This window comes from Caproiciproducens puteiluti, assembly GCF_052442865.1.
Classification (GTDB): Bacteria; Bacillota; Clostridia; order Oscillospirales; family Acutalibacteraceae; genus Caproiciproducens.
Map to the genome: position 1 here is coordinate 2,975,540 of NZ_CP194790.1, position 22,084 is coordinate 2,997,623.

Annotated in this window: 27 protein-coding genes; 11 read left to right on the forward strand and 16 right to left on the reverse strand. The window is 53.2% G+C overall.

Annotated features, from left to right (window positions below; all coding sequences use genetic code 11):
* Positions 1-105: 105 nt before the first annotated feature.
* Entirely contained in the window at positions 106-1,161 is a 1,056-nt protein-coding gene (locus tag ACRQU7_RS14390) for an alanine/ornithine racemase family PLP-dependent enzyme (protein WP_444641490.1), read from the reverse strand.
* A 376-nt stretch (positions 1,162-1,537) separates the two neighbouring features.
* Here ACRQU7_RS14390 and ACRQU7_RS14395 point away from each other — a divergent pair, with 376 nt between their 5' ends.
* The 5 genes from ACRQU7_RS14395 to ACRQU7_RS14415 all read left to right on the forward strand — a co-directional run bounded on the left by ACRQU7_RS14395 (position 1,538) and on the right by ACRQU7_RS14415 (position 5,421).
* Positions 1,538-2,359, forward strand: coding sequence for a transporter substrate-binding domain-containing protein (locus ACRQU7_RS14395; RefSeq protein WP_444641491.1), 822 nt, complete (start codon positions 1,538-1,540; stop codon positions 2,357-2,359).
* Between the two features lie 79 nt (positions 2,360-2,438).
* Positions 2,439-3,107 (forward strand): amino acid ABC transporter permease, encoded by a 669-nt coding sequence (locus ACRQU7_RS14400; RefSeq protein WP_038325385.1) that lies wholly within the window; start codon positions 2,439-2,441, stop codon positions 3,105-3,107.
* On the forward strand, positions 3,088-3,816 hold the full coding sequence (locus tag ACRQU7_RS14405) for an amino acid ABC transporter ATP-binding protein (protein WP_141825950.1): 729 nt from the start codon (positions 3,088-3,090) through the stop codon (positions 3,814-3,816). Before ACRQU7_RS14400 ends, ACRQU7_RS14405 begins: the two co-directional genes overlap by 20 nt.
* A 52-nt stretch (positions 3,817-3,868) precedes the next feature.
* Positions 3,869-5,056: a YgeY family selenium metabolism-linked hydrolase gene (locus tag ACRQU7_RS14410; RefSeq protein WP_444641492.1), complete on the forward strand. Its 1,188-nt coding sequence runs from the start codon at positions 3,869-3,871 to the stop codon at positions 5,054-5,056.
* A gap of 173 nt (positions 5,057-5,229) precedes the next feature.
* Positions 5,230-5,421: a hypothetical protein gene (locus ACRQU7_RS14415; RefSeq protein WP_444641493.1), complete on the forward strand. Its 192-nt coding sequence runs from the start codon at positions 5,230-5,232 to the stop codon at positions 5,419-5,421.
* Here the strand turns inward: ACRQU7_RS14415 and ACRQU7_RS14420 are convergent.
* The 4 genes from ACRQU7_RS14420 to ACRQU7_RS14435 form a co-directional block, all read right to left on the reverse strand.
* Entirely contained in the window at positions 5,413-5,763 is a 351-nt protein-coding gene (locus tag ACRQU7_RS14420) for an arsenate reductase family protein (RefSeq protein ID WP_141825953.1), read from the reverse strand. The genes ACRQU7_RS14415 and ACRQU7_RS14420 overlap by 9 nt on opposite strands.
* 5 nt (positions 5,764-5,768) lie before the next feature.
* Positions 5,769-5,975, reverse strand: a complete 207-nt coding sequence (locus ACRQU7_RS14425) for a YwbE family protein (protein WP_141825954.1) — start codon at positions 5,973-5,975, stop codon at positions 5,769-5,771.
* A gap of 187 nt (positions 5,976-6,162) precedes the next feature.
* A complete protein-coding gene (locus ACRQU7_RS14430; protein ID WP_038325391.1) occupies positions 6,163-6,591 on the reverse strand; it encodes a flavodoxin in 429 nt (142 codons plus the stop codon).
* 81 nt (positions 6,592-6,672) lie between these two features.
* Complete coding sequence (locus tag ACRQU7_RS14435; RefSeq protein ID WP_141825955.1) at positions 6,673-7,236, reverse strand: DUF3793 family protein; 564 nt, start codon at positions 7,234-7,236, stop codon at positions 6,673-6,675.
* Positions 7,237-7,627: 391 nt separating this feature from the next.
* Here ACRQU7_RS14435 and ACRQU7_RS14440 point away from each other — a divergent pair, with 391 nt between their 5' ends.
* The 6 genes from ACRQU7_RS14440 (at position 7,628) to ACRQU7_RS14465 (ending at position 12,328) form a co-directional block, all read left to right on the forward strand.
* Complete coding sequence (locus ACRQU7_RS14440; protein ID WP_038325393.1) at positions 7,628-7,840, forward strand: FeoA family protein; 213 nt, start codon at positions 7,628-7,630, stop codon at positions 7,838-7,840.
* Between the two features lie 51 nt (positions 7,841-7,891).
* Positions 7,892-8,110 carry a FeoA family protein gene (locus ACRQU7_RS14445; RefSeq protein ID WP_038325394.1) on the forward strand — a complete coding sequence of 73 codons (219 nt, stop codon included), beginning with the start codon at positions 7,892-7,894 and terminating at the stop codon, positions 8,108-8,110.
* A gap of 71 nt (positions 8,111-8,181) precedes the next feature.
* The gene (gene feoB / locus ACRQU7_RS14450) at positions 8,182-10,317 is read left to right on the forward strand and encodes a ferrous iron transport protein B (RefSeq protein ID WP_444641494.1); all 2,136 of its coding nucleotides are present in this window, start codon (positions 8,182-8,184) and stop codon (positions 10,315-10,317) included.
* A gap of 13 nt (positions 10,318-10,330) precedes the next feature.
* Complete coding sequence (locus tag ACRQU7_RS14455; protein ID WP_081928351.1) at positions 10,331-10,489, forward strand: FeoB-associated Cys-rich membrane protein; 159 nt, start codon at positions 10,331-10,333, stop codon at positions 10,487-10,489.
* 96 nt (positions 10,490-10,585) lie between these two features.
* Positions 10,586-10,987, forward strand: a complete 402-nt coding sequence (locus ACRQU7_RS14460) for a metal-dependent transcriptional regulator (RefSeq protein ID WP_042082127.1) — start codon at positions 10,586-10,588, stop codon at positions 10,985-10,987.
* Between the two features lie 69 nt (positions 10,988-11,056).
* A complete protein-coding gene (locus tag ACRQU7_RS14465) occupies positions 11,057-12,328 on the forward strand; it encodes an Nramp family divalent metal transporter (RefSeq protein WP_444641495.1) in 1,272 nt (423 codons plus the stop codon).
* A gap of 13 nt (positions 12,329-12,341) precedes the next feature.
* Here ACRQU7_RS14465 and thpR read toward each other — a convergent pair whose 3' ends face one another.
* From thpR to ACRQU7_RS14520, 11 genes are all read right to left on the reverse strand, one after another.
* Entirely contained in the window at positions 12,342-12,875 is a 534-nt protein-coding gene (thpR, locus tag ACRQU7_RS14470) for an RNA 2',3'-cyclic phosphodiesterase (RefSeq protein ID WP_444641496.1), read from the reverse strand.
* Positions 12,876-12,880: 5 nt separating this feature from the next.
* Positions 12,881-13,162 (reverse strand): DUF503 domain-containing protein, encoded by a 282-nt coding sequence (locus tag ACRQU7_RS14475; RefSeq protein WP_444641497.1) that lies wholly within the window; start codon positions 13,160-13,162, stop codon positions 12,881-12,883.
* Between the two features lie 182 nt (positions 13,163-13,344).
* A complete protein-coding gene (locus ACRQU7_RS14480) occupies positions 13,345-13,773 on the reverse strand; it encodes a DUF3842 family protein (RefSeq protein ID WP_444641498.1) in 429 nt (142 codons plus the stop codon).
* Entirely contained in the window at positions 13,764-14,888 is a 1,125-nt protein-coding gene (locus ACRQU7_RS14485) for a M24 family metallopeptidase (RefSeq protein ID WP_444641499.1), read from the reverse strand. Before ACRQU7_RS14485 ends, ACRQU7_RS14480 begins: the two co-directional genes overlap by 10 nt.
* Positions 14,889-14,978: 90 nt before the next feature.
* The gene (locus ACRQU7_RS14490) at positions 14,979-16,229 is read right to left on the reverse strand and encodes a benzoate/H(+) symporter BenE family transporter (protein WP_038325400.1); all 1,251 of its coding nucleotides are present in this window, start codon (positions 16,227-16,229) and stop codon (positions 14,979-14,981) included.
* Positions 16,230-16,253: 24 nt separating this feature from the next.
* Positions 16,254-17,717 (reverse strand): hypothetical protein, encoded by a 1,464-nt coding sequence (locus tag ACRQU7_RS14495; RefSeq protein ID WP_444641500.1) that lies wholly within the window; start codon positions 17,715-17,717, stop codon positions 16,254-16,256.
* Positions 17,714-18,334 (reverse strand): 4Fe-4S binding protein, encoded by a 621-nt coding sequence (locus ACRQU7_RS14500; protein WP_444641501.1) that lies wholly within the window; start codon positions 18,332-18,334, stop codon positions 17,714-17,716. Before ACRQU7_RS14500 ends, ACRQU7_RS14495 begins: the two co-directional genes overlap by 4 nt.
* A gap of 126 nt (positions 18,335-18,460) precedes the next feature.
* Positions 18,461-19,474, reverse strand: coding sequence for a 4-hydroxy-2-oxovalerate aldolase (gene dmpG / locus ACRQU7_RS14505; protein ID WP_444641502.1), 1,014 nt, complete (start codon positions 19,472-19,474; stop codon positions 18,461-18,463).
* 5 nt (positions 19,475-19,479) lie between these two features.
* Positions 19,480-20,349 (reverse strand): acetaldehyde dehydrogenase (acetylating), encoded by an 870-nt coding sequence (locus tag ACRQU7_RS14510; protein WP_444641503.1) that lies wholly within the window; start codon positions 20,347-20,349, stop codon positions 19,480-19,482.
* Positions 20,350-20,370: 21 nt separating this feature from the next.
* Positions 20,371-21,144 (reverse strand): 2-keto-4-pentenoate hydratase, encoded by a 774-nt coding sequence (locus ACRQU7_RS14515; RefSeq protein ID WP_444641504.1) that lies wholly within the window; start codon positions 21,142-21,144, stop codon positions 20,371-20,373.
* Positions 21,145-21,159: 15 nt separating this feature from the next.
* A complete protein-coding gene (locus ACRQU7_RS14520; protein WP_444641505.1) occupies positions 21,160-22,074 on the reverse strand; it encodes a molybdopterin-binding protein in 915 nt (304 codons plus the stop codon).
* Positions 22,075-22,084 lie beyond the last annotated feature (10 nt).

Genomic DNA, 22,084 nt, shown 5'->3' on the forward strand with positions numbered 1-22,084 from the left:
CGCGTTCCTCCCCCGCCTTCGGCGGGGGAGGAACGCAGCCTTGTTTCAGAATCAACTGGAAACGCTGTATTTTGCTGGGACGGAGGAAAGAAATGTAGCTGGAATTTAATGATATTCCTTCTGTACATACCGGGAATTAAAGGCGCGCATAGCCGCGAAATATCCCAGTTTAAACTCGACGATGTCACCGATACGATAGGAGCGGCGGCTGTCGCTCACATCGAGGATCAAATGGTCCGAGCTGGCGCCGAGCAGGGTCACCCCGGGGTCCAGCGGTTCCATGGTGCCGGTATCCACATCCTGACGTCCTATCGCACAGATGGCCCTGGTTCGCACACCCCGATCGACGAAAACGGGCCTCTTCCCATAGGAATTTACGCCGATTTCTCCCCAGGGCTGAGACGGCTTGTCTTTGATTTCCACGATCTCCGCCTGCAGGATGAATACGTCCGAGCAGGTATGATCCAGATATTGGTAATGCGCCCTCTCCTTGCCGAAAAGCAGCGCTTCGCCCAGACGCAGGTTGTTGATTCCCCGCGGAATGCCGTTGTGCAGCATCAGGTCGATGGTCGCGGAATTTCCGCCGCTGACAATGCCGCTTCCCCCCGCAGCCACCATCTCCCTGCTCAAAAGCTCCAGATGCTCCAGCTTTTCGGTATCCGGCTGTACAAAGGAAAAACAGGTCAGATTGGTTCCCACTCCATAAAGCAGGAGGGAATCCATTCGCAGGATTTCCTTCGCCGTGCGCATCAGCTGATGATCATCCACATACCCTTCGCGGATATCCCCCATATCCGCCATCAATATGATTTTATGTACCCTGTTCTGCTTTTTTGCTTCCTTCTGCAGGGCCCGCACGGTTTCCAGCTCCGAGTTGAGCGACACATCGGCGTAGCGCACCACATCTGCTGCTTCGCTCAGCATGGGGATGCGGATCAGCCATTTTTCCGCTTTCAGCTGTTCCATCCGCTCCAGGTTCTGGATACGGGCGTCCCCCAGCATGCGGATTCCCCCGTCCAGAAAGACCTGCGCCAGGCGCGGATCTCCGCCGAACATTTTGGTAACCGCCGTAATCCGGATATGGTGCCGGCCGCAAAGCGCACGGACCACCCTGACATTTTCCAACAGTTTTTTTGTGTCTACGGACACTTTCGGATACATATTCCACACCCTCAAACCTGGTAAAAAAAGGACGCCGCGGATGATAAAATCCACAGCGCCCTCGCTATTATTATGAATTATAAATCCTGATTCCTGCATTGTCAACCTGTTTTACGGGACAATCGATTTGTATCAGGAATGTTTTTGCAAGTTTCTATTTTTAAACCTCCAATTATTATCCAAAAAGATTATAGCAACCGACAAGAAAACACGGATTGATTTTTGAAACTTAGGTGAGCTTGCATATTGACGCGGAGCGTTTCGTCAGTTATAATGGTGGGCATACGAACAAAGAGGTTCACTGCTTCGGCAGCGGACCTCTTTTTTTGTTTTACGACACGGATTGAAAAGTATTTGATTGAGAGGATTGAAGGCTATGAAGAAGAAAATCATCGCGGGGATGCTGACGGGGGTGCTGATGGCGGCCACTGTGTTTGCGGGCTGCAGCTCCGGCACCGCGGCCAGTTCCGCCGCTCCCGCCGCATCAACGGACGCGGGCTCATCCGCTGCGTCGGCCGCCAGTTCAAAAGTATATCTGATTGCGTGCGACGCAAAGTACGCTCCTTTTTCCTTTGAAGAAAACGGCAAGTACAAAGGGATCGACGTGGAACTGCTGGACGCCATTGCGAAAGTGGAGGGTTTCCAGTATGAACTGAAGCCGATGGATTTCAGCGGCATCATCCCCGCGATCAAGGCCGGTCAGATCGACGGTTCGATCGCCGGAATGAACATCACCGAAAAGAGAAAAGAATCCGTTGACTTCTCCGACGGATATATTCAGGCGGGTTCCTCCATCGTTGTGAACAAGGACGACGACAGCATCAAGTCCCTGGATGATCTGAAGGGTAAAACCGCCGCCGTTAAGAAGGGCACCACGGGCGCTTCGTTTGCCGAAGAAAACAAGGACAAATACGGCCTGAAGGTCAACGTTTACGACGACTCCCCCTCCATGTTCCAGGCCGTGGAAAACAAAAACGCGGACTTTTTGGTGGAAGACTTCCCGGTCATTTCCTACTCCATCAAGATCAACGCCGGTTCCAAGCTGAAGGTAGCGGTCGAGTCCATCGGCGAGGCCCCGTACGACGCCTTTGCCGTAGATAAAGGCAAGAATCAGGACCTGCTGAAAATGTTCAACGAAGGCCTGAAAAAAGTAAAGGAAAACGGAACATACGACAAAATTGTCAACCAGTACTTATAAAATAGCAAAATAAAGCGGCAGCCCGCGCTTGCGCGGGCCGCTGCGCTTTCCAAGGGGCAGATTATAGGAGGTATGGAGTTTGGATTTGTTTTTGAAGATATTTCAGGAATCGCTGCCCAGTCTTTTGAGCGGGCTGCGAATTACCGTTATCATGGCACTTTTATCCCTGTTTTTCGCGTCAATCGTCGGACTGATCATGTGCGTTTTCAGCATCAGCAGATTTCGCTTGCTGAAAGCCATTTCCACTACATATATTTACGTCATTCGCGGGATTCCGCTGATGATTCTCGGCCTGTTTCTGTATTTCGGCGTCGGCGCCGCGCTGCAGATTCGCTTTGACCCCATGGTCGCCGCCATTATTGCGCTGACCATCAACGCGGGCGCGTACATGGCGGAGATTTTCCGGGCGGGCATTCAGGCGATCGATTTCGGACAGATGGAAGCGGCCAGGAGCCTCGGTTTGAACTATTTCAAGGCGATGAAGCGGGTGATCCTGCCGCAGGCGGTAAAGATCATGATTCCGTCCATCATGAATCAATTTATTACCACCATCAAGGATACTTCCATTCTTTCCGTCGTCAGTGTGAGAGAGCTCACCCTGAGCGGACAGATCATCATTGCGAACAACTACCGCCCGTTTGAGGTGTACGCTATCGTAGCCCTCATGTATTTTGTCTTTATTACGATTCTGACCATGATTTCAAAACAGATGGAAAGGAAGCTGAGTTATGATCATCGAGGCGAATAAAATCAAGAAAAGCTTTGGAAAGCTGCAGGTTCTACGCGACATTTCCCTGACTGTGGACGAAGGCGAGGTGCTCTGCATCATCGGCCCGTCCGGTTCCGGAAAAAGCACGCTGCTCCGCTGCCTGAACCGGCTGGAGGATATTCAGGACGGAAGCGTAGTCGTGCTGGGCGAGGACGTCACCCACACCAAAAACATCAACAGGCTGAGAGAGAACATCGGCATGGTTTTCCAGTCGTTCAACCTTTTCCCCAATTACACCGTGCTGGGAAACATGCTGCTTGCCCCGCTGGAGCTGAAAAAAATGAACCGGAAGGAAGCCGAGGAAAAAGCCCTCGCCCTTCTGAAAAAGGTCGGGCTGGAGGACAAAAAGGACGTCTATCCCCAGACGCTTTCCGGCGGACAGAAGCAGAGAGCGGCGATTGCCCGAGCGCTGCAGATGAACCCGAAAATCATGCTGTTTGACGAGCCGACCTCCGCGCTTGACCCGGAAATGGTCGATGAAGTGCTCAAAGTCATGAAGGACCTCGCGCAGGAGGGCATGACCATGGTGATCGTGACCCATGAAATGAACTTCGCCCGCGACGTGGCCGACCGCGTGATCTTTATGGACGGCGGCTACATTGTGGAACAGGGCACCGCAAAAGAAATTTTTACGGCGCCCAAGAACGACCGGTGCAGGGACTTCCTTGCCAAGGTGCTCAGCGCGTAGCTTTCGATCCTTCATCAGGAAAAAATGATATAAGGGAAGGATATGAAAACCGATGCTGACACAGGAGCAGAAGCAGGAAGTCACAGCATTGTGCCAAAGCCTGATCCGTGAAAAAAGCTACTCCGGCGAAGAAGCCTCCACCGCGCAGGTACTGAAAGCTTTTTTGAAAGCGAAGGGCTTTGACAGCGTTCAGACGGATTCTTACGGCAATGTCATCGGCTGTATGAAAGGAAACAGGCCCGGCAGAAAAATTCTGTTCGACGGGCACATCGACACCGTTGCGGTCACCGACCCTTCCGCGTGGGACAGCGACCCGTTCGGCGCGGAAATCCGCGACGGTAAAATATACGGACGCGGCGCGTCGGATATGAAGGGCGCGGTCGCCGCCATGGCGTGCGCGGTGAGCAATTTCGCCCGGAGCAGCGGCAGAGCTTTCGCGGGCGAGCTGTACGTTGCCGGAGTCGTGCACGAGGAATGCTTTGAGGGGGTGGCGGCGCGTTCCGTCAGTTCCCTGGTCAGGCCGGACTATGTGGTCATCGGAGAAGCCTCCGACTTAAACGTGAAAATCGGCCAGCGGGGCCGCGCGGAAATCAGGCTGGAAACCTTCGGCGTCCCCGCTCACTCCGCAAACCCGGAAAAGGGTGTAAACGCGGTTTACCGAATCTGCGGCCTGATCGACCGGATCCGCAATCTTCCCCCGCCCGAGCAGGAGGTCCTGGGGAAAGGGATTCTGGAGCTGACGGATATCAAGTCCACCCCCTACCCCGGCGCCTCGGTAGTTCCGGAATACTGCTGCGCAACTTACGACAGACGGCTTCTGGTGGGAGAAACCCGGGAAAGCGTGCTGGCCCCCCTGCAAGCCCTGCTGGAAAAGGAAATGAACAGGGATCCTGCCTTGAGGGCGCGGGTCTCCTACGCCCAAGGGCAGGAAGAATGCTATACCGGCGCGGAAATCAGCGGGGAACGCTTTTTCCCCGGCTGGCTGTTCGCACGGGAGGAGCCCTTTGTTCAGAACGTTGTCGCGGAGCTTCGACGCATGGGCTTTCAGCCGGAAATTACGCAGTATCAGTTCTGCACCAACGGCAGCCACTACGCCGGAGAAGCCGGAATCAAAACCATCGGTCTGGGGCCTTCGCTGGAATCGCTGGCCCATACCATCAACGAATCTATTGAAATCGACCAATTGCACAAAGCGGTGGAATGCTACACCGGCGCAATCAATGCCCTGCTTTCAACTTAAGATATACCCGCCCGGGACTTTCTCTTAACAGATCGCCCCGCGGCGAGCGAAACCGCCCGGAAATTCTTTTCCGGGCGGTTTCGCTTTCTGCCCCCTGAGAGGCCGGCCTGACATTCCTTTCCTATTGGAGCACACGGTGATTTGTGCTATACTGGGATATGAGGAGTGATTTTATGAAAAAATTTGTCAGCCCGCAAAAGCTGAGCAAAAAAGCAAAGCGGGCGCTGGATCTTTCCAAACGAACAACATGGGGTCCGTTAAACCCTGTTACCAGAAAACCGGACCATCCAAAAGCCTACAAACGCAAAAAGGTTCAAAAAGGAGTGGATTACGAGCTTCCTTTTGAACCTTTTGTTTTATTTTAATATCTCCCACTGCGTTTCCCTGAAGCCCACCAGCACGGTGCCGCCGTCTACCAGAATCGGCCGCTTCACCAGCATTCCGTCCGTGGCCAGCAGGGCGAACTGCTCCTCCTCGCTCATGGAAGGCAGCTTTTTGGAAAGGCCCAGGGATTTATAAAGCAGGCCGCTGGTGTTAAAGAACTTTTTCAGCTCCAACCCGCTTTTCCGGTGCCATTCCTTTAATTCCTCCACAGTAGGATTCTGTTCCTTGATATTCCGCTCCTCATACGCAATGCCGTTTTGCTGCAGCCATCTTTTCGCCTTTTGGCAGGTCGTGCATTTCGGGTAGCATACAAATAAACTCATGGTTTTCACTCCTGTTCTTCTATGATTTTCTGTACTCGTCCCACCAGATCGTCTTCAGCCAGCATCACCTTGATGCCGTGGGGATGTGTGGGGCTGTTGGTCAGAATCCGTTTGACGTGACCGCGGGTCAGCTTCCCCGTGGGCTGGTCCTTCTTCAGCACAACGTCCACCAGCGCGCCGATTTTGATATTGGCCCTGATCTTTCCGTCCATGTCTTCACCTGCTTTTCAGAAAGCCCGCTGTTGCGGGTATTCGTTTTTCATGATTCCTAGTATACCCTTTGATGAGCCCCGGCACAAGCCCCGCCGTGCAATAGATAACAAAACAGCGCACCGCTGAAAAGCAGGTACGCCGTTTTGCTGTATGTTCTATATGGATTCAAATGAAGGAATGAGTTAATTAAAGGGATGCGAGGCTTTTTCCAAGCTCTCTGCACTGTGTCTCCCCGTCCGCTTCCGGCGCGGACTGTACGATCAGGCCGTCGTCTGCCAGCCTGGCCCCGGCCGCCTGTACGCGGTCCTGCCATTCGCGCATCCACGCGCCGTCTCCCCATCCGTAGGAGCCGAACAGGGCAACGTTTTTGCCCTTGAGCCCGCTCTCGATTTCCGTGAAAAAGGGTTCGAATTCGGATTCTTCCAGAACCTCGTCCCCCATCGCGGGGCATCCGAAGGCAATCACGGAGCTGGATTCGATTTTTGCACGGTCAGCGTCCGAAACCGTCGTGACTTCTGCCTGGCCGCCCGCCTGCTGTACGCCCTCGGCGATCAGATTCGCCATGGTCTCCGTATTTCCGGTACCGCTCCAATAAACAATGTAAACATTACTCATAAGTCAACCGATCTTTCTCCGCGCGGCAAAATCAGGGACAAACGGCAGGTTCGCGCGGGAACCCGATCCGCTTCTGAAGAATTATGCGGCATGAAACAAGGCCAAAAGGGATACTCCGCTCTGTACACGCCGGTAAAAATCGTCTCTGCACAGCGTATACTTTCTGAAACGCTTCCGCGCGGCCTCTTCGTCCGAATAAACTTTCCAGTATCCGCACATTTTGCAGTTTTTTCCTCTGTGCTCAATGAAACCGATCACATCGTCCAGAGGGTAGCTCAGAAACAGGCCGATCTCATGGGGAAAACAGCATTCCCGGCAGCGGGATTTCAGTCGGTTCAGAACCGCGGCCAAATCCGTCCAATCCGTGTATCCGTACGCTTCCAGAAAGCGGCGGACCCGCCGATTCTTTAGCTCCGGCCAAAGGAGGCTGCTGCGGTAAACCAGCACCAAAAAGTGCGTTTCACATTCACACAGCACTTCCAGCCTGACGCCGGCCTGTTCCAGCTGCCGATTGTATTCCGAAAGCAAATCCAGCAGACCGTCACTGTCTTTTCTTTTTACGGTAAACAGGCTTGCTGATTTTATTCCGGCCAGCGTTGGCGAACAGTGGAACGCAAGCATAGAATCCAGTTGGCGGTTTGTCATGGCGGAACCTCGTTCTTTGTTTTGGTTAGCGTCCGCTAACTGATGACATCATAGCATGCGCTTTTCGCTTTGTCAACTGTTTTTCTTCATGTTATCTTCGGCTAAAATTTTCAGCATTCAAGCCATCGACAGCCGAAGGCCGATGCCGCTTTCTGATTATATACACAACGGAGTGATCGGGGCAATGTATTCTGTATTTTTCCATCTTGCACAGTTCCGTACCCTGATTTTTTGTATTGTTAAACAAATTTCATAAAATTGAGGCTTTTATTCTCTTTCTTAGCTCTAAGTATTGACAAATCGCCGATTGCGGAGTAAATTATAAATAGTTAGTGTATGCTAACTACCAAAAATTATTCCCTTGTTGTTTGATAAAAAAGGAGGATTCATTATGCCGCTCACAATGGCACAGTCCGGTGTGCAAAGTATTATTCACGAGATCCACGGCAAAGACGAAACCAGGCGCTTTCTGGAAAGTCTGGGTTTTGTTGTCGGAGGCAATGTTACCGTTGTATCGGAAATCGGCGGCAACATGATCGTAAATGTAAAGGATACCCGCATTGCAATCAGCAAGAGCATGGCAAACAGGATTATGGTGGCATAGAAGGCCCGACGGTCTTCATTTCATATGCAAAATTGACAGGAGGGAAACAGAATGACACTGAAAGATGCGAAATGCGGTACTACCGTAACGGTTACCGCTTTAAGCGGCGGCGGAGCAATCAAGCGCAGGATTATGGATATGGGAATCACGAAGGGCGTACAGATTTATGTGCGGAAAGTAGCTCCTTTAGGCGATCCGGTGGAAATTACCGTCAGAAATTACGAGTTGTCCATCCGGAAAGCAGATGCTCAAAACATCGAAGTGGCGTAGCCGTACGGCGAGGCCAAATTTTTATGATGGTAAGTTAGCTTTGGCTAACTATTATGAAGGAGGTACGCACAATGTCTATTAAAATAGCGCTTGCCGGCAACCCTAACTGCGGCAAGACGACAATGTTCAATGACCTGACAGGCAGTTCGCAGTACGTAGGCAACTGGCCAGGCGTAACCGTAGAAAAAAAAGAAGGAAAACTGAAGGGCCACAAGGATGTTACCATCGTTGACCTGCCCGGTATCTACTCTCTTTCCCCGTATACGCTGGAAGAGGTTGTTACCAGAAACTTTCTGATTAACGAGCACCCGGATGTGATTATCAATCTGGTTGACGGTTCCAATATAGAGCGCAACCTGTACCTGACCACACAGCTTGTAGAGATCGGCATCCCCGTGATTATCGCGCTGAACATGATCGACGTGGTAAAGAAAAACGGCGATAAGATCGACACCAAAAAGCTGAGCGAAGCGCTCGGCTGCGAAGTGGTGGAAACCTCTGCGGTAAAGGGGACCGGCTCCAAAGAAGTCACGGAAAGAGCCTACGCGTTGGCAAAGGCAAAAGCCAAAACCGTCCCCCAGCACTCTTTCAGCGAATCGGTTGAAAAGGCGATCTCAGAAGTCGGGGAGCTGAGCAAAAGCTATATTCCCGCTGATTTCTCCCGCTGGTACGAAGTCAAGCTGTTTGAAAGGGACTCCAAGGTTCTGGAGGAAGTCCATTTTTCAAAGGACGTACAGGATAAAATTGAAGCGGTCATCACCGCCTGTGAAACGGAAGCGGACGACGATTCCGAAAGCATCATCACAAATGAACGCTACAATTACATTGGCAAGCTGATTGCCAAATGCGTACACAAAAAGAACTCCGGAATGACGACGTCGGACAGAATCGACCGGATCGTTACGAACCGCTGGCTGGCACTTCCCATCTTTGCCGTGGTGATGTTCCTGGTTTACTATATTTCCATTACGACTGTCGGAACCATGGGTTCGGATTGGGTCAACGACGTTCTGTTCGGTGATATCGTACCGAACGCAATCGGCGGGTTCTTAGCTTCCGTCGGCGCCGCCGAATGGCTCAGTTCGCTGATTCTGGACGGCATTGTAGCCGGTGTGGGCGCCGTGCTGGGATTCATACCGCAGATGCTGGTGCTTTTCCTCTGCCTCGCAATCGTAGAGGACTGCGGCTATATGGCGCGTATCGCCTTTATTATGGACCGGGTCTTCCGTCGGTTCGGCTTATCCGGTAAATCTTTTATCCCCATCCTGATCGGTACCGGATGCGGCGTTCCGGGCATTATGGCGACCCGTACCATTGAAAGTGAGCATGACCGCCGGATGACCATTATTACAACCACCTTTATTCCGTGCAGCGCCAAGCTGCCCGTAATTGCGCTGATTGCAGGCGCATTGTTCCCCGAGTCGCCCTGGGTCGGTCCCTCCGCTTATTTCCTCGGCATCGCGGCGATTATTATGTCGGGTATCATTCTGAAAAAGACCAAGCTGTTTGCCGGTGATCCGGCACCCTTTGTCATGGAGCTGCCCGCGTATCATATTCCGGGCGCCAAGACAGTTCTCATTCATATGTTTGACCGCGGCAAGGCATTCATCAAAAAAGCGGGAACCGTCATTCTGCTCGCAACGGTCGGCGTGTGGTTCCTCAGCACCTTTGGCTGGAACCTTCAGATGGTCGATATTGAAGAATCCATTCTCGCTTCTGTCGGACGCGTGATTGCCCCGATCTTTGCACCTCTCGGGTGGGGACAGTGGAAACCCGCCGTTGCTACCGTTACCGGCCTGATCGCGAAGGAAAACGTCGTGGGTACTTTTGGTATCCTGTACGGCTTCTCGGAAGTGGCGGAAGACGGCACGGAGGTTTGGGCCAACCTGCAGAGCTCCTTCACCCAGCTTTCCGCTTATACCTTCCTGATGTTCAACCTTCTCTGCGCTCCGTGCTTTGCAGCAATCGGCGCAGCCAAGACCGAGCTGGGCTCCACAAAATGGACGCTGTTCTCCGTTGGGTATCAGTGTGTGTTTGCCTATATCCTTTCCCTGATTGTTTACCAGTTCGGCACCCTGTTCATGGGCGGCGGCTTTGGTATCGGAACAGCCGTTGCCACTCTCCTCTCTCTCGGTCTTCTCTATCTTCTGTTCCGCAGCTATAAACCAACAAGCGCTCATTCCCTGAAGGGAGCGCGCGCAGCCTAAAGGAGGCGTTTTTATGGCAACATTCATTATTTCGGTTATTCTTTTCGCAGCTCTCGCCGCGTCCGCGCGGTACACTTATAAAGCGCACAAGGCTGGAAAATGTGTCGGCTGCTCCGGGTGCGGCGGTCATTGCGATCACTGCTCCGACACGAGCGAAAGCCACAAGGCCTGATAGAAAAAGCGCAGGTTTAAAGCCTGCGCTTTTTTTATAAATTTATTGAACAGAGTTGATCCATGAAAAGTAAATAGGTAAAAAAGGAGAGTAAAAATGTTTTCTTCCTGCAAAAAACGATATCTGTTTGCAATCTACGAGCTGGGATTCGATGGCCGCGAAGTCCACTGCAAAGACATCGCGCGGTCCCTCGGAATTAAATGTCCCAGCGCCTCCAAAATGCTGAAAGCCATTGCTTTGGAAGGACTGATTGATAAAGAATATTACGGAACCGTGCGTTTCACCGCGCGCGGAGTCCGAATCGCGAACGAACTGTATACCCGCTATCTGCTGCTGTATGCCTTTTTTTCCGAAACCCTTCAGGTCTCTCCGGAAAACGCACGCCGGGACGCGATATTCTCCCTGTGCGATCTCTCGGAAGAGAGTATTGATAAAATATCCGGCGTCACACTGACCGCCGCAGTTAAAAAGAAGTCCAGCCCATTTTCCGGGGATTGATAAAAACGCCATTTTCAGATATACTGTTATTTGTATTGTAAAAATGACAGAATCTGGGGTGCGCTTTTCATGAATGCAGTTAAACAAAAAATCAGTAAGCTCTTTGCGAAGGACCATAAACGGCCGGACATTTCGCTCAGCCTTTTTAAATACATAGGGCCCGGTCTTCTGGTGACGGTGGGCTTTATCGACCCGGGCAACTGGGCGACCAACATCGCCGCCGGGTCGGATTTCGGCTACGGCCTGCTCTGGGTAATCACGCTTTCCACAATTATGCTGATTCTTCTTCAGCACAACGTCGCCCATCTGGGAATTGTGACCGGCGACTGTCTTGCGGAGGCGGCCACCCGGTATCTGCATAAAAAAATCAGCGTTCCCGTGCTGATTACCGCGCTGCTGGCCTGCGCCTCCACCGCCCTTGCGGAGCTGCTCGGCGGGGCAATCGCACTGAATATGCTGTTCCATATCCCGGTGAAAGCCGGTTCCCTGATTGTTTTTGCTGCGGTCACGGCAATGCTTTTCAGCAACTCCTATAAGAAGATTGAAAAAATCATCATCGGATTTGTTTCCGTCATCGGACTGTCCTTCCTGTACGAGCTGACCATGGTGAAAATAGACTGGGGCGCGGCTGCCGCGGGATGGGTGACGCCTGTTTTCCCGGAAAACTCCGCGTTTATCATTATGAGCGTGCTGGGCGCGGTGGTAATGCCGCACAACCTGTTTCTGCACTCGGAAGTCATTCAGAGCAGGCAATTTAATCTGGAAGACAAGGCTGTTTTGGAAAAACAGCTGAAATACGAATTTACGGATACCCTTTTCTCCATGGTCATAGGCTGGGCCATTAACAGCGCGATGATCCTGCTTGCGGCCGCCACCTTTTTTCAGCAGCACATCCCGGTGGACGAGCTTTCCCAGGCGCACACGCTGCTGACGCCGCTGATCGGAAACGCTTCCGCCGTCATCTTCGCCGTGGCCCTGCTTTTCGCCGGGTTCTCCTCGTCGATTACGGCCGGAATGACCGGCGGCAGCATTCTGGCGGGCATGTTCGGCGAGCCCTACAGCATCAGCGACAGGCACACCCGCATCGGCGTGCTGGGTACCCTGATCGTCGCTATGGCAGCCATTCTGTTCATCGACGACCCGTTCAACGGCCTTCTCATTTCCCAGATGCTGCTGAGCATTCAGCTTCCCATCACCATTTTCCTGCAGCTGTATCTGACTTCCTCCCGGAAGGTGATGGGCGAATACAAAAACACGCCGCTCCACAACGCGATGCTGTGGGCAGTCGGAATCGCGGTAACCGGCCTGAATATCTATCTGCTGATAGACACGCTCCTGTAAAGCCCGCGGGATTTCACTTATTTTCCAACTGCTTTGCGTAAATCTCCGTATAGGTGAGCCGTCCGTTCAGCCGTTCCGACTTCATCAGGCTGATCTTTTCCACCCGCATATGCATGGGAGGAATTGTCCGCGCAAACGCTTCCCGGTCAAAGCCCGGCACAAGCGAAACCTCCCGTCCAAGGGTCAGGTGCGGTTTGAATTCGCGCGTTTCAAGGGAGAACCCTTCCCTGCGCAGTTCCCCGCACAGGCTTGCCTGAAGGGCCGTAAGCGCGGCGTTGTGCTCAACGCCGACCCAGTAAATGTCCCCGCCGCGGCGAAAATGCCCAAAGCCCCCGATCCTCAGTTCAAAAGGCACCCCGGCAGCCGCATCCATCGCCCGCTTTGCCGAATCGGCCCGCGGGGTCTCGCCGAGGAAAGCCAGAGTCAGGTGCAGATTTTCACGCCGGGTGAAATTGCCCCGTACCGAGTCTTCTTTCAGCCTTTCGATGCAGCCGCACAGGCTGTCCTTCACTTCGTTCTGAAAGTTGATTGCTATAAAAAGACGCATTTTGTTCACCTGATTTCTTTGAGCACATCGGTGATTTCCGCCTCGGTGCTGCTTTCAATAAAATTCACAGCATGATCGATCACGCTGTCCGCCAGCGCGGCGGTCCCCGCCACACAGGCGATGCCGATGACGATCGTCTGATGGACGTCCTGACAATCGATTTCGGCGGCGGACATATGGAACTGATTCTGCACCTTTGCCAGAAGGCTGTTTACCACCATGCGCTTTTCCTTCAGCGAATGCACCCACGGCGCGTAAAGCGTAATCTGTGCCGTTCCTATCAGCATCTGCTGTCCCCCTTCTTGAGCAATCTGAAATTTTAAAGCCATTCTGCCGTACGTGCGCTGCTATAGAGCGGCGCACGCTTTTCTTTTTATTATACCCGCCTTATCTCGGAAAGTAAACGGAATGCCAAATACGCATGAAAAGAGGGTGCCGAATCTATGATTCGGCACCCTCTTTTCGGCCTTTACCGGACGGGCGGCTCGCCGCCGCAATGCCTTTTTATCTCCGCAACGGCTTCATCGATATACTGAGAAATGGTCTTCTCCTGTATCCCGATAATATGGACATGTCTTTTCACAGCAGGGATCAAAAACACCCTGTCTGCCGCGCAGCCCGAAACCGTCATTGCCATTTTCGGGGTAACCTCCCCGTACATGGCGTTCGGAAGGATGATTCCGAGCGGGCCGACGATGACATCTGCGCGGGCACAGTTGTATACCACCGCGTTTTCCCCGGTTGCCCCTGCGTTTGCTCCGCCCTTCATCATATTGGAGGTTGCGAGAGCGTTGGTACCCACCGCAACGACTTCCGCCTCGGGCAGTGCGTCTTTCAGCCGTTCCACAATGCTCCTGCCCATTCCCCCGCCCTGTCCGTCAATCACTACTATTTGCATATGATATCTCCGTAACAGAGCGATGCGCCTTCGTTCAAATCTGTCAGAGGTACGGCGCCCGCCTTTTCCACCAGCACCGTGTCCGTTATACGCGGACCGCCGAATTTCGGATCGTACAGCGTCGGCAGAAGAACGTCTACCACCATGTTTTCTTCCAGCACATGATCAAGTCCCCTGCCCAGAATCGGGTAAAATTCCGACTGGCGAATTCCCACGCCGTAACCGATATGGTCCATAAACATTCTGGCGTAGCCGTGGTCGTGGACAACCTTGAACACCTTGTCGTAAATTTCGCCGGATACCGCGCCCGGTTTGATTGCTTCCAGGGCGGCCTTCTGCGCCTCCATCAGGATTTTATAGATTTCCACCGATTCCGGCGCGACGTCGCCCAAAAAGACCGTACGGCACATCTTGGCGGCATAACCCTTGTAGGAAGCCCCCAGATGAATAACCACGGGCTGATTATTGTCGATCACATAGTCGCCCGCATAAGGGTGTACGAGCTGCTGGCGGTCGTGACGCAGCACCTGCATACGGAACGTGCTGCCTTCCGAGCCCGCCTTGCGCATGGCGTACTCCGCCTCCGCAAGGATTTCCGTCTCCTTTACGCCGGGACGCACAGCCTCGATTCCCGCCCGCATACCGATGGAGACAAACCGTGCGGCCTTTTTAATATACTCGATCTCCTGCTCCTCTTTAACAGAGCGGATTTTATAGCAAATTGTCGCGATATCGCCGAAATAGATGCCGGGGACGGTATCCCGCAGACATTGGTAATCCTTCAGGCTGATGAAATAACGCGTGAACCCGACTTTGGGGCTGGGGATACCCATTTCCAGAATCATGTCCGCCGTTTTCTGGCTGACATTGTCCCTGGGAAAGAAATAAGGGACAACTTCCAGGCCCGACCGGTCGCGCACATGGCGTGCCTCCAGCCAGAGGCACAGCATCTTCGGTTCACCTTCTGCCGGAATAACCAGGGAACCTCCTTCAATATCGTCTACATTGGCAAAGTAAATCAGGTTTTCCCTGTCCATGATAACCGCCGCGTCCAGACCAGCTTTCCGCAGCTCCTGCTGCAGCGCGGTAATTCTACCTGCAACAATTCCTTCCATTCCGTTTCTCCTCCCTATTAAATGCAGGGAGGGGGCGTGACCGGCCCCCCTCCTTGCTCAATATTACTATTATTAACTTAGGATCGTTGATTATTTTGCTTCCTGAGTATCAAAATCTGCTTTTTCACAAATCAAAGAAACGACAACGCCGCCCACTAAAGCCCAGAAAGCGGAACCGATGTGGAAAATGCTGACGCCGCTGACGCCGATGACCAGTGCGGCAAACGCACCCATTCTGAATTTTCTGCTCCCAAAGCCGTCCTGAAACGCATTGATCAGAACGTTGATCATTGCAACGCCCGCGAGGACGTTAATAAGGGAGGCCGGAATCGCCTTGACGAATGCCATGGCAAAGCTGGCGAAAAGACCGAACACGGCAAACAGAACACCGTTTACAACACCTGCCGCATAGCGTCCTTCCTTATTTTCTCCGGCTTCCTCCGACGAACAGATTGCGGTCATCGGACCCGCGATATTCGCGTTATGGGCGCCGAACATACCGGAAAGGATGCCGCCGATCCCGCTGATAATGGTCATGCCGTTGACAGGCACTTTATACCCCTGCGCCATCAGAACACCGACCGCCTGGGCGTTTTCCGCGCCGACTACCAGCGCGGCGAGCGGAACGGAAACGGACAGAACTGTTGCGATGTTGAACTTGGGAATGACAATTTGCGGCGGTATGTACTTCAGGTCAACCGCGTTGGCCGCCATGCCGCCCGTGGCCAATAGGGCAACAATTCCGAAAATCAGAGCCGCGAGCACCGGCGGGAATTTCTTAATCAGCTTCGGGACAAAGAAGAAACCGATCAGGGCCGCTCCGCAGACAATCGGGGATTCCCCTGTGGAGGTCACGATGGCCGTGCCGAACCGCAGCATACAGCCCGCGATCATCCCCATCACAATGGGAAGCGGGAGCCATTTCATAACCTTGCCCATCAGGCCGGTAACGCCGAGCAAAAGGACGATAATACCGGCCATAATGAAGGATGCGGCGGCTTCATTGAAGGTGAAGCCTGTCAGCGCGGCGCCCAGCATGGAGGCGCCCGGAATGGAATATGCGCCGACGATCGGAATTTTGTAATAAAGGCCCATAATCAGGCTGATTAAGCCGCCTAAAACATAAATGCCGAAAAGCCAGGAAACGGTTTGCTCCGTGGTGTAGCCAGCCGTCGTACTGGCCTTGATGGTGACCAGCGCAGGGCCGGTACATCCGAAAATTGCTGCGACAACACCAGCGGTAATTGTCTTGGAATTCAGATTTTTGCCCAGATCGGATAATCCTGAACCAAAGCCGGGACCCTTTTCAAAAAATGACAGTCCTTTACTTGCAGACGCCATAAATCATTTCTCCTCATCCAATTATTATTTACTTTTGTTTAAAATGGAAATATCGACGCCTCTTTGCTTGAGCCACTTCGGTAACAGCACGTTGTCAACTCTTTCGCTGACTTCCGGTGCTTTGTCAATCAGGAGCTTTGCAAGGGATTCGCTGACGTTCATGCCTCCCATTGCGCCGTCGAAGATGATGACCTTATCCGTTCCGGTAACGTTGTAAGCGAACTGCATCGCCTGCTCGGTGGATCTTGCGGTGACCGCATAGTCCATATAGCCGATATTCATGGAGTCGGTGTCGAACAGTTTCCCCTGTTCCTCGCCAACAACCACCGTGGGGATATTTTTGGAGAAGAATTCCGACGGGTAACCGGTCCAGGCGTAGTTGTGCACGCACATTTTGATGGCCGGGTTCATCGGCGGCGTTTCCTCCAGTAGCGGCTGGCCGTTCCTGCGGTAGAACGCTTCAGTGTACCAGGTGTAAGGCGGAAGCGGGCTTTCCATATCGTAAAGATCCGTGTTCGCGCCGGTAAAGTTGGCGTAGATCACGCCCGCGGAAAAGACGTACGGTACCGGGCAGGGGAAGTCGAGGACCGCGATGCACTTGTCAACTTCTCCGAACAGCGTCATGATCTTGCCGTACAGCTGGCAGCCGACAAAGGTTGCCCGGTCGTTCAGCGCATAAAGATCGTTATCGCAATCCGCGCCGATGACGCCGTGAGGACCGCAGTTCAGGAAAGCCGCAAAGGCGAATTTGCTCTGAACGAATTTGGATTCAAAGATCGCACGGGCCGTGAAGTTTGCCGCGCGGGGACCGAGGTTCTGGTGATAGGTGCTGCGGGTCTCACAGCGGGCATAGGACATGCCGAACGGCTTTACCGCTTTGTCTACCTGCCTGTGGAAATGCACCTCACGCACGTCGGTATGATGCGCGTGGATGATCCAGTCGGCATCGTAGACCTTCTTGATTCCGTAAAGGGTGCCGATCTCGGTCTCGATCGGAATGCCTTCGTCAATCGGGGCAACGCCGATCGCCTTGCCGTGATAATAGGTATCAAGGCCGTACCGTTTGATGTATTCCTCCGTCTCGCGGAAGCGCATGCCGACACCGGCACGCAGGCGGATATCTTTACATCCGGTCCTCTTTTCCACAACATCCCTGATTGCCTTTAAAAGCTCGGCGTACGGTTCGCCGCCGAACAGGGTAAAGCCGTGGTGGGAAGCCAGCACATTCACGGAATGCTCCGGCTTAATCATGCTCATGTCGACTTTCATCAGGGCGTCTTCCGCCGCTTTGCGGACGTTCTTGATGGCGTCCGGTCCGCCCGGCAGCAGCACGGGAGGAAGGTCCGGGAAGAGTTCGCGCAGGTAGAGGGATACCATTCCCGGCATCTCGGAAACACGCGCTTTCACCAGCGAAGGGTCAATTCCGTACTGGGAAGGCTTCGGTAAAATCGGCTTAATGGGTTCATGCATCAATTCCGTGTAATTCATTTCTTTTCCTCCCCTTCCGGATTTGTGTGCACAACGCGGTCCAGCAGTTGTTTATCCTCTTCGAAGTAGAACCCTCTCTTGTTGTACTTTTGTACAACATCTTCGGGAAGCGTCCATGCGGTAGGCGTTACACCGTACCACTGCCAGCCGTTTTCGTCACGCTTCAGCTCGATTCCCGCCGCCTGAATCAGACGGAGCAGCGGCTGAATGCACTCGATCGTGCATCCGGTGCGGATTCCCGTTACGGAAGAAATTTGGTCCGGGGTTTTTGCTCCGGCCATAATCGCCGCGGCGACCTCCTCGGCGCGAACGCCTACGCAGTAGCAGATGACCTGCTCCGGGTTCAGATGCGCCTTTTCACACAATTCGCGGATTTTTCCGGAATCGTATTGGGAAACGTCCACCCCGATGGTAAACGGTTTCTCCCTCTTCACCATTTTGATCGCGTGGAACGGGCATCGGGATTCACAGTTGGTACAGCCGCGGCACTCGTCCTCTTTTACTTTCGCTTTTCTATCGGTTACCGAAATGGCATAAACAGGACACACCTTTTCACACACCTTGCAGCCACGACATACGTCCTGCTGCACTTCGGCCAAAAGAGTCACTCTTTTCATCCGTTAAACCTCTCCTCTCCTGTTGCTGTTTTCTTGACTGCGGACCTTTTCAATACGCTTCTGTCTGGATTCATCCAATCAATTGCCTCCTTCTGGAAGTAGAGTACTTTTCTCCCTCATCTCCTTTTACCGGGTTTTCTGCTGGGAAAGTTCAAACGCTACGTCTATAATCATGTCCTCCTGTCCGCCGACCATTCCGCGGCGGCCCAGTTCAACAAGAATATCGCGGGGATTGAGATGAAATTTTTCTGCCGCCCTGTAAGTATGGAGCAGGAAGCTGGAGTAAACACCCGCATATCCGAGCATCAGGGAAGCCGTGTTGACGACCTGGGGGCGCTGCATAATCGGCTCGACAATCTCCTCGGCGACGTCCATAATGCCGTACAGGTCAACGCCGGTATCGTATCCAAGGCGGTCAAGCACCGCACAGAGGACCTCGCTCTGCGTATTTCCGGCGCCCGCACCCAGCCCGCGGCAGGTGACATCGATATAGGAAGCGCCTTCCTCGACAGCCGCAACGGAGTTTGCGATGGAAAGGCCAAGGTTGTTGTGGGAATGGAAGCCGACCGGAATTCCAATGGAATTTTTCAGCGCGCTGATTCTTGCGCGGACGTCGTCCGGCACCATATGTCCGGCGGAATCCGCAAGGTTGATGTAGTCCGCTCCGCATTCCTCAAAAATCTTTGCCTGCTCGACGATTTTTTCCGGAGAAGCCATGTGGGACATCATTAAAAAGCCCACCGCCGTCATACCGATGCTTTTCGCGTATTTGATATGCTGAATGGCGATATCCGCCTCAGTTACATGGGTGGCGACACGCACGGCCTGTGCCCCGTTGTCCTTTGCTTCCTGAAGGTCCTCAATGGTTCCAATGCCGGGAAGCAGCAAAACAGTCAGCTTTGCGTTTTTTACCACTTTGCTTGCGGCGCTGAGAAGCTCCATCTCCGGCACCTTGGACATCCCGTAATTGATGGAAGAGCCCGCGATGCCGTCGCCGTGGCTCAGTTCGATCAGGCTGACGCCTACCTTATCCAGTCCTCCGGCGATTGCGGTGGCCTGTTCTACCGTAAAGCTGTGGCTGACTGCATGGCTTCCGTCACGCAGTGTGGTATCTACAATCTTAATTTTCCTTTTTTCCATAGCGGTTAGTCCTCCCTGCTCAGCAGATTTTCTGCAACTTTTTCTGCAACGGCGGTTGCCGCCTGATTGATAATGTCGAGATTGCCGGAGTATTTCGGCAAAAAGTCGCCGGCACCCTCAACCTGTACAATCACGGTAACCTTGTTCCCGTCGATCACCGGAGGAACCCGAAGCTGATAGCCCGGCACATAGGCCTGAACCTTTTCCACATATTCGTACACGGATTCAATGATCTTTTTTTCATCGGGATTCTTCACGATGGAGTAAATGGTGTTCGTCATCATCAGGGCCGGATCCGCGGGGTTCAGAACGATAATCGCCTTGGCTTTGTCCGCGCCGCCGACGATTTCGAGCGCTTTTCTCGTCGTCTGTGTGAACTCGTCAATGTTTGCGCGGGTTCCGGGGCCCGCGCTCTTGGAAGAAAGGCACGCGACGATCTCGGTGTAGGAGGAGTCCGCAACCTTATCGATGGCATAGGCGATCGGAATCGTCGCCTGACCGCCGCAGGTCACCATGTTGAAGTTATCGACATGGGCAAGATGGTCCAGGTTGACACAGGGAACCACATAGGGTCCCACCGCGGCCGGGGTCATATCCATGACGATCTTTCCGGCGGCCTTCAGGATCGGCGCGTTATGTAAATGCGCTTTTGCGCTTGTTGCGTCAAATACGATTTTGATATCCGGGTCCGCGGCGACCGCGTCAACGCCGTTCAGCGATGTTTTAAAGCCCAGCCCCGCGGCTCTTTTAATACCCTCGGACTCCACGATGCCGGCCATCATATGCATCTGCAGATGTTTGCTCTTCATAACCTTATACATCAGGTCGGACCCGATGTTGCCGGGGCCAATGATGCCTACCTTAATTTTCTCCATTTTGATTTCCTTTCAAGAATGTTATTTGAATTTGGCTGTCACACTGCCCATGCCGTAAAAGCTCACAGTAAAGCTGTCGCCTTTTGCAGCCGGTTGTGCGGCGGTCAATGCACCCGCCATTACAATATTTCCTTCTTCCAGTTCAATGTCGAAAGCAGAGAGTTTATTCGCCAGCCAGGCGACGGAGGCCGCGGGGTTGCCCAGGACCTCGGCACAGGTGCCGCTGTTCACAAGCTCGCCGTTCTTTTCGAGCGTCATTCCGGTCAGGCGCATATCCACATCGGCAATGGGAGTCATGCGGCCGCCGATGATGAATCTTGCGCTGGAACCATTGTCCGCAATGGTATCCGGAAGGGTAATCTTCCAGTCCTTGATTCGGCTGTCTACAATTTCAATCGCAGGAACCACATACTCCGTGGCATTGTATACGTCGGCAACGGTCACGCCGGGTCCGCGTAAAGTCTTTTTCAGACAGAAAGCAAGCTCGCCCTCGACCTTAGGCTGGATCAGCTCGTCAATGGAACAGGCTTCGCCCTCCAACACCAGCATTTTGTCGGTCAGATGGCCGTAATCCGGCTCGTTCACATGCAGAAGATTCTGCATGCCCTTGCTGGTAAGACCGATTTTCATACCGATAATTTTTTCGCCCGCTCCAACCTTTTTTGCTACATTTTCGAGCTGAACGGCATAGGCATCTTCGACGGTCATATCGGGATTGGACGCTGTGGGCATCGTAATCTGGCGGCATTCTTTCTCTGCTTCCAATAAGTCCTGAGCAATTTTCTTGCGGTCCATAAATCTTACTCCTTTTTATGAATGATGATCGAATCCGTGGTGTTCATGGTGGAAAGGCTTTTTCATCAGCTTTTCCGCTAGCACCGCGGCGATTTTCTGAGCGGTTTCCTCTTTTCCGTCATGGTTTTTCAGGCATTCCAGCAATACGCCCGCCGCCAGCCGGACCTCGTCGTTCGGCCCGGGGAAGGACACCAGCATGGACGGCCCGACCGTTCCGACGGCAATACGCACCCCGTCCTTGACGTGGCGCCCGGTTCCCTGCTGAAATTTCACAATATAGGGCGTTGCCGCCTGCGGGTCGATTCTGAGCATGCTCTCGACCGATTTATCCTTGTCCTCGGCGCCGACCCCTCCGGTGGTGATAATCAGCCCGAACGCGCGCGAGACCGCATCGGACAGCTTATATTCCATGTCGTCCAGATCGTCTTCAATCACATCCCCGACGGTCACCTGGTAGCCCTCGGACTCCAGAAGTCCTTTCAGATAGGGGGTGTTGGTATCTTCAATCAGGTTCTGCTTCAGTTCGAAGCCGGTCGGGAAGATAATTGCCCGTTTGGCAATACGCTCCCTCATTTCATCCACCATCCTGTCGACCTTTCGGCTCATTCTGGTGGGATTCTCCCCTTCCAGACAGATCAGGCCCAGAATTCCGTTGGAATGGATGCAGGAATCCTCGGTCAGATGCACGCCGTCCAGCTTCGCAAGCGCTTCCAGCAGCGCGCGCTCCTTTCCTACAATATTCTCAGTAGGAATATCGTTTTCCATAATGTCCAGCGTAATATGGTCAGGGCGCACGTCGACCACCAGCACCTTGCTGCTTTCCAGCCCAAGCACATCCGCCACGGTCTGGGCGAGCAAGGTCAAATTCACATGATCGAGCTTGATGTGGTTGACCCAGAGCTCCGTCTTTTCCAGCAGGTTCAGACCCATCTTCAGAATC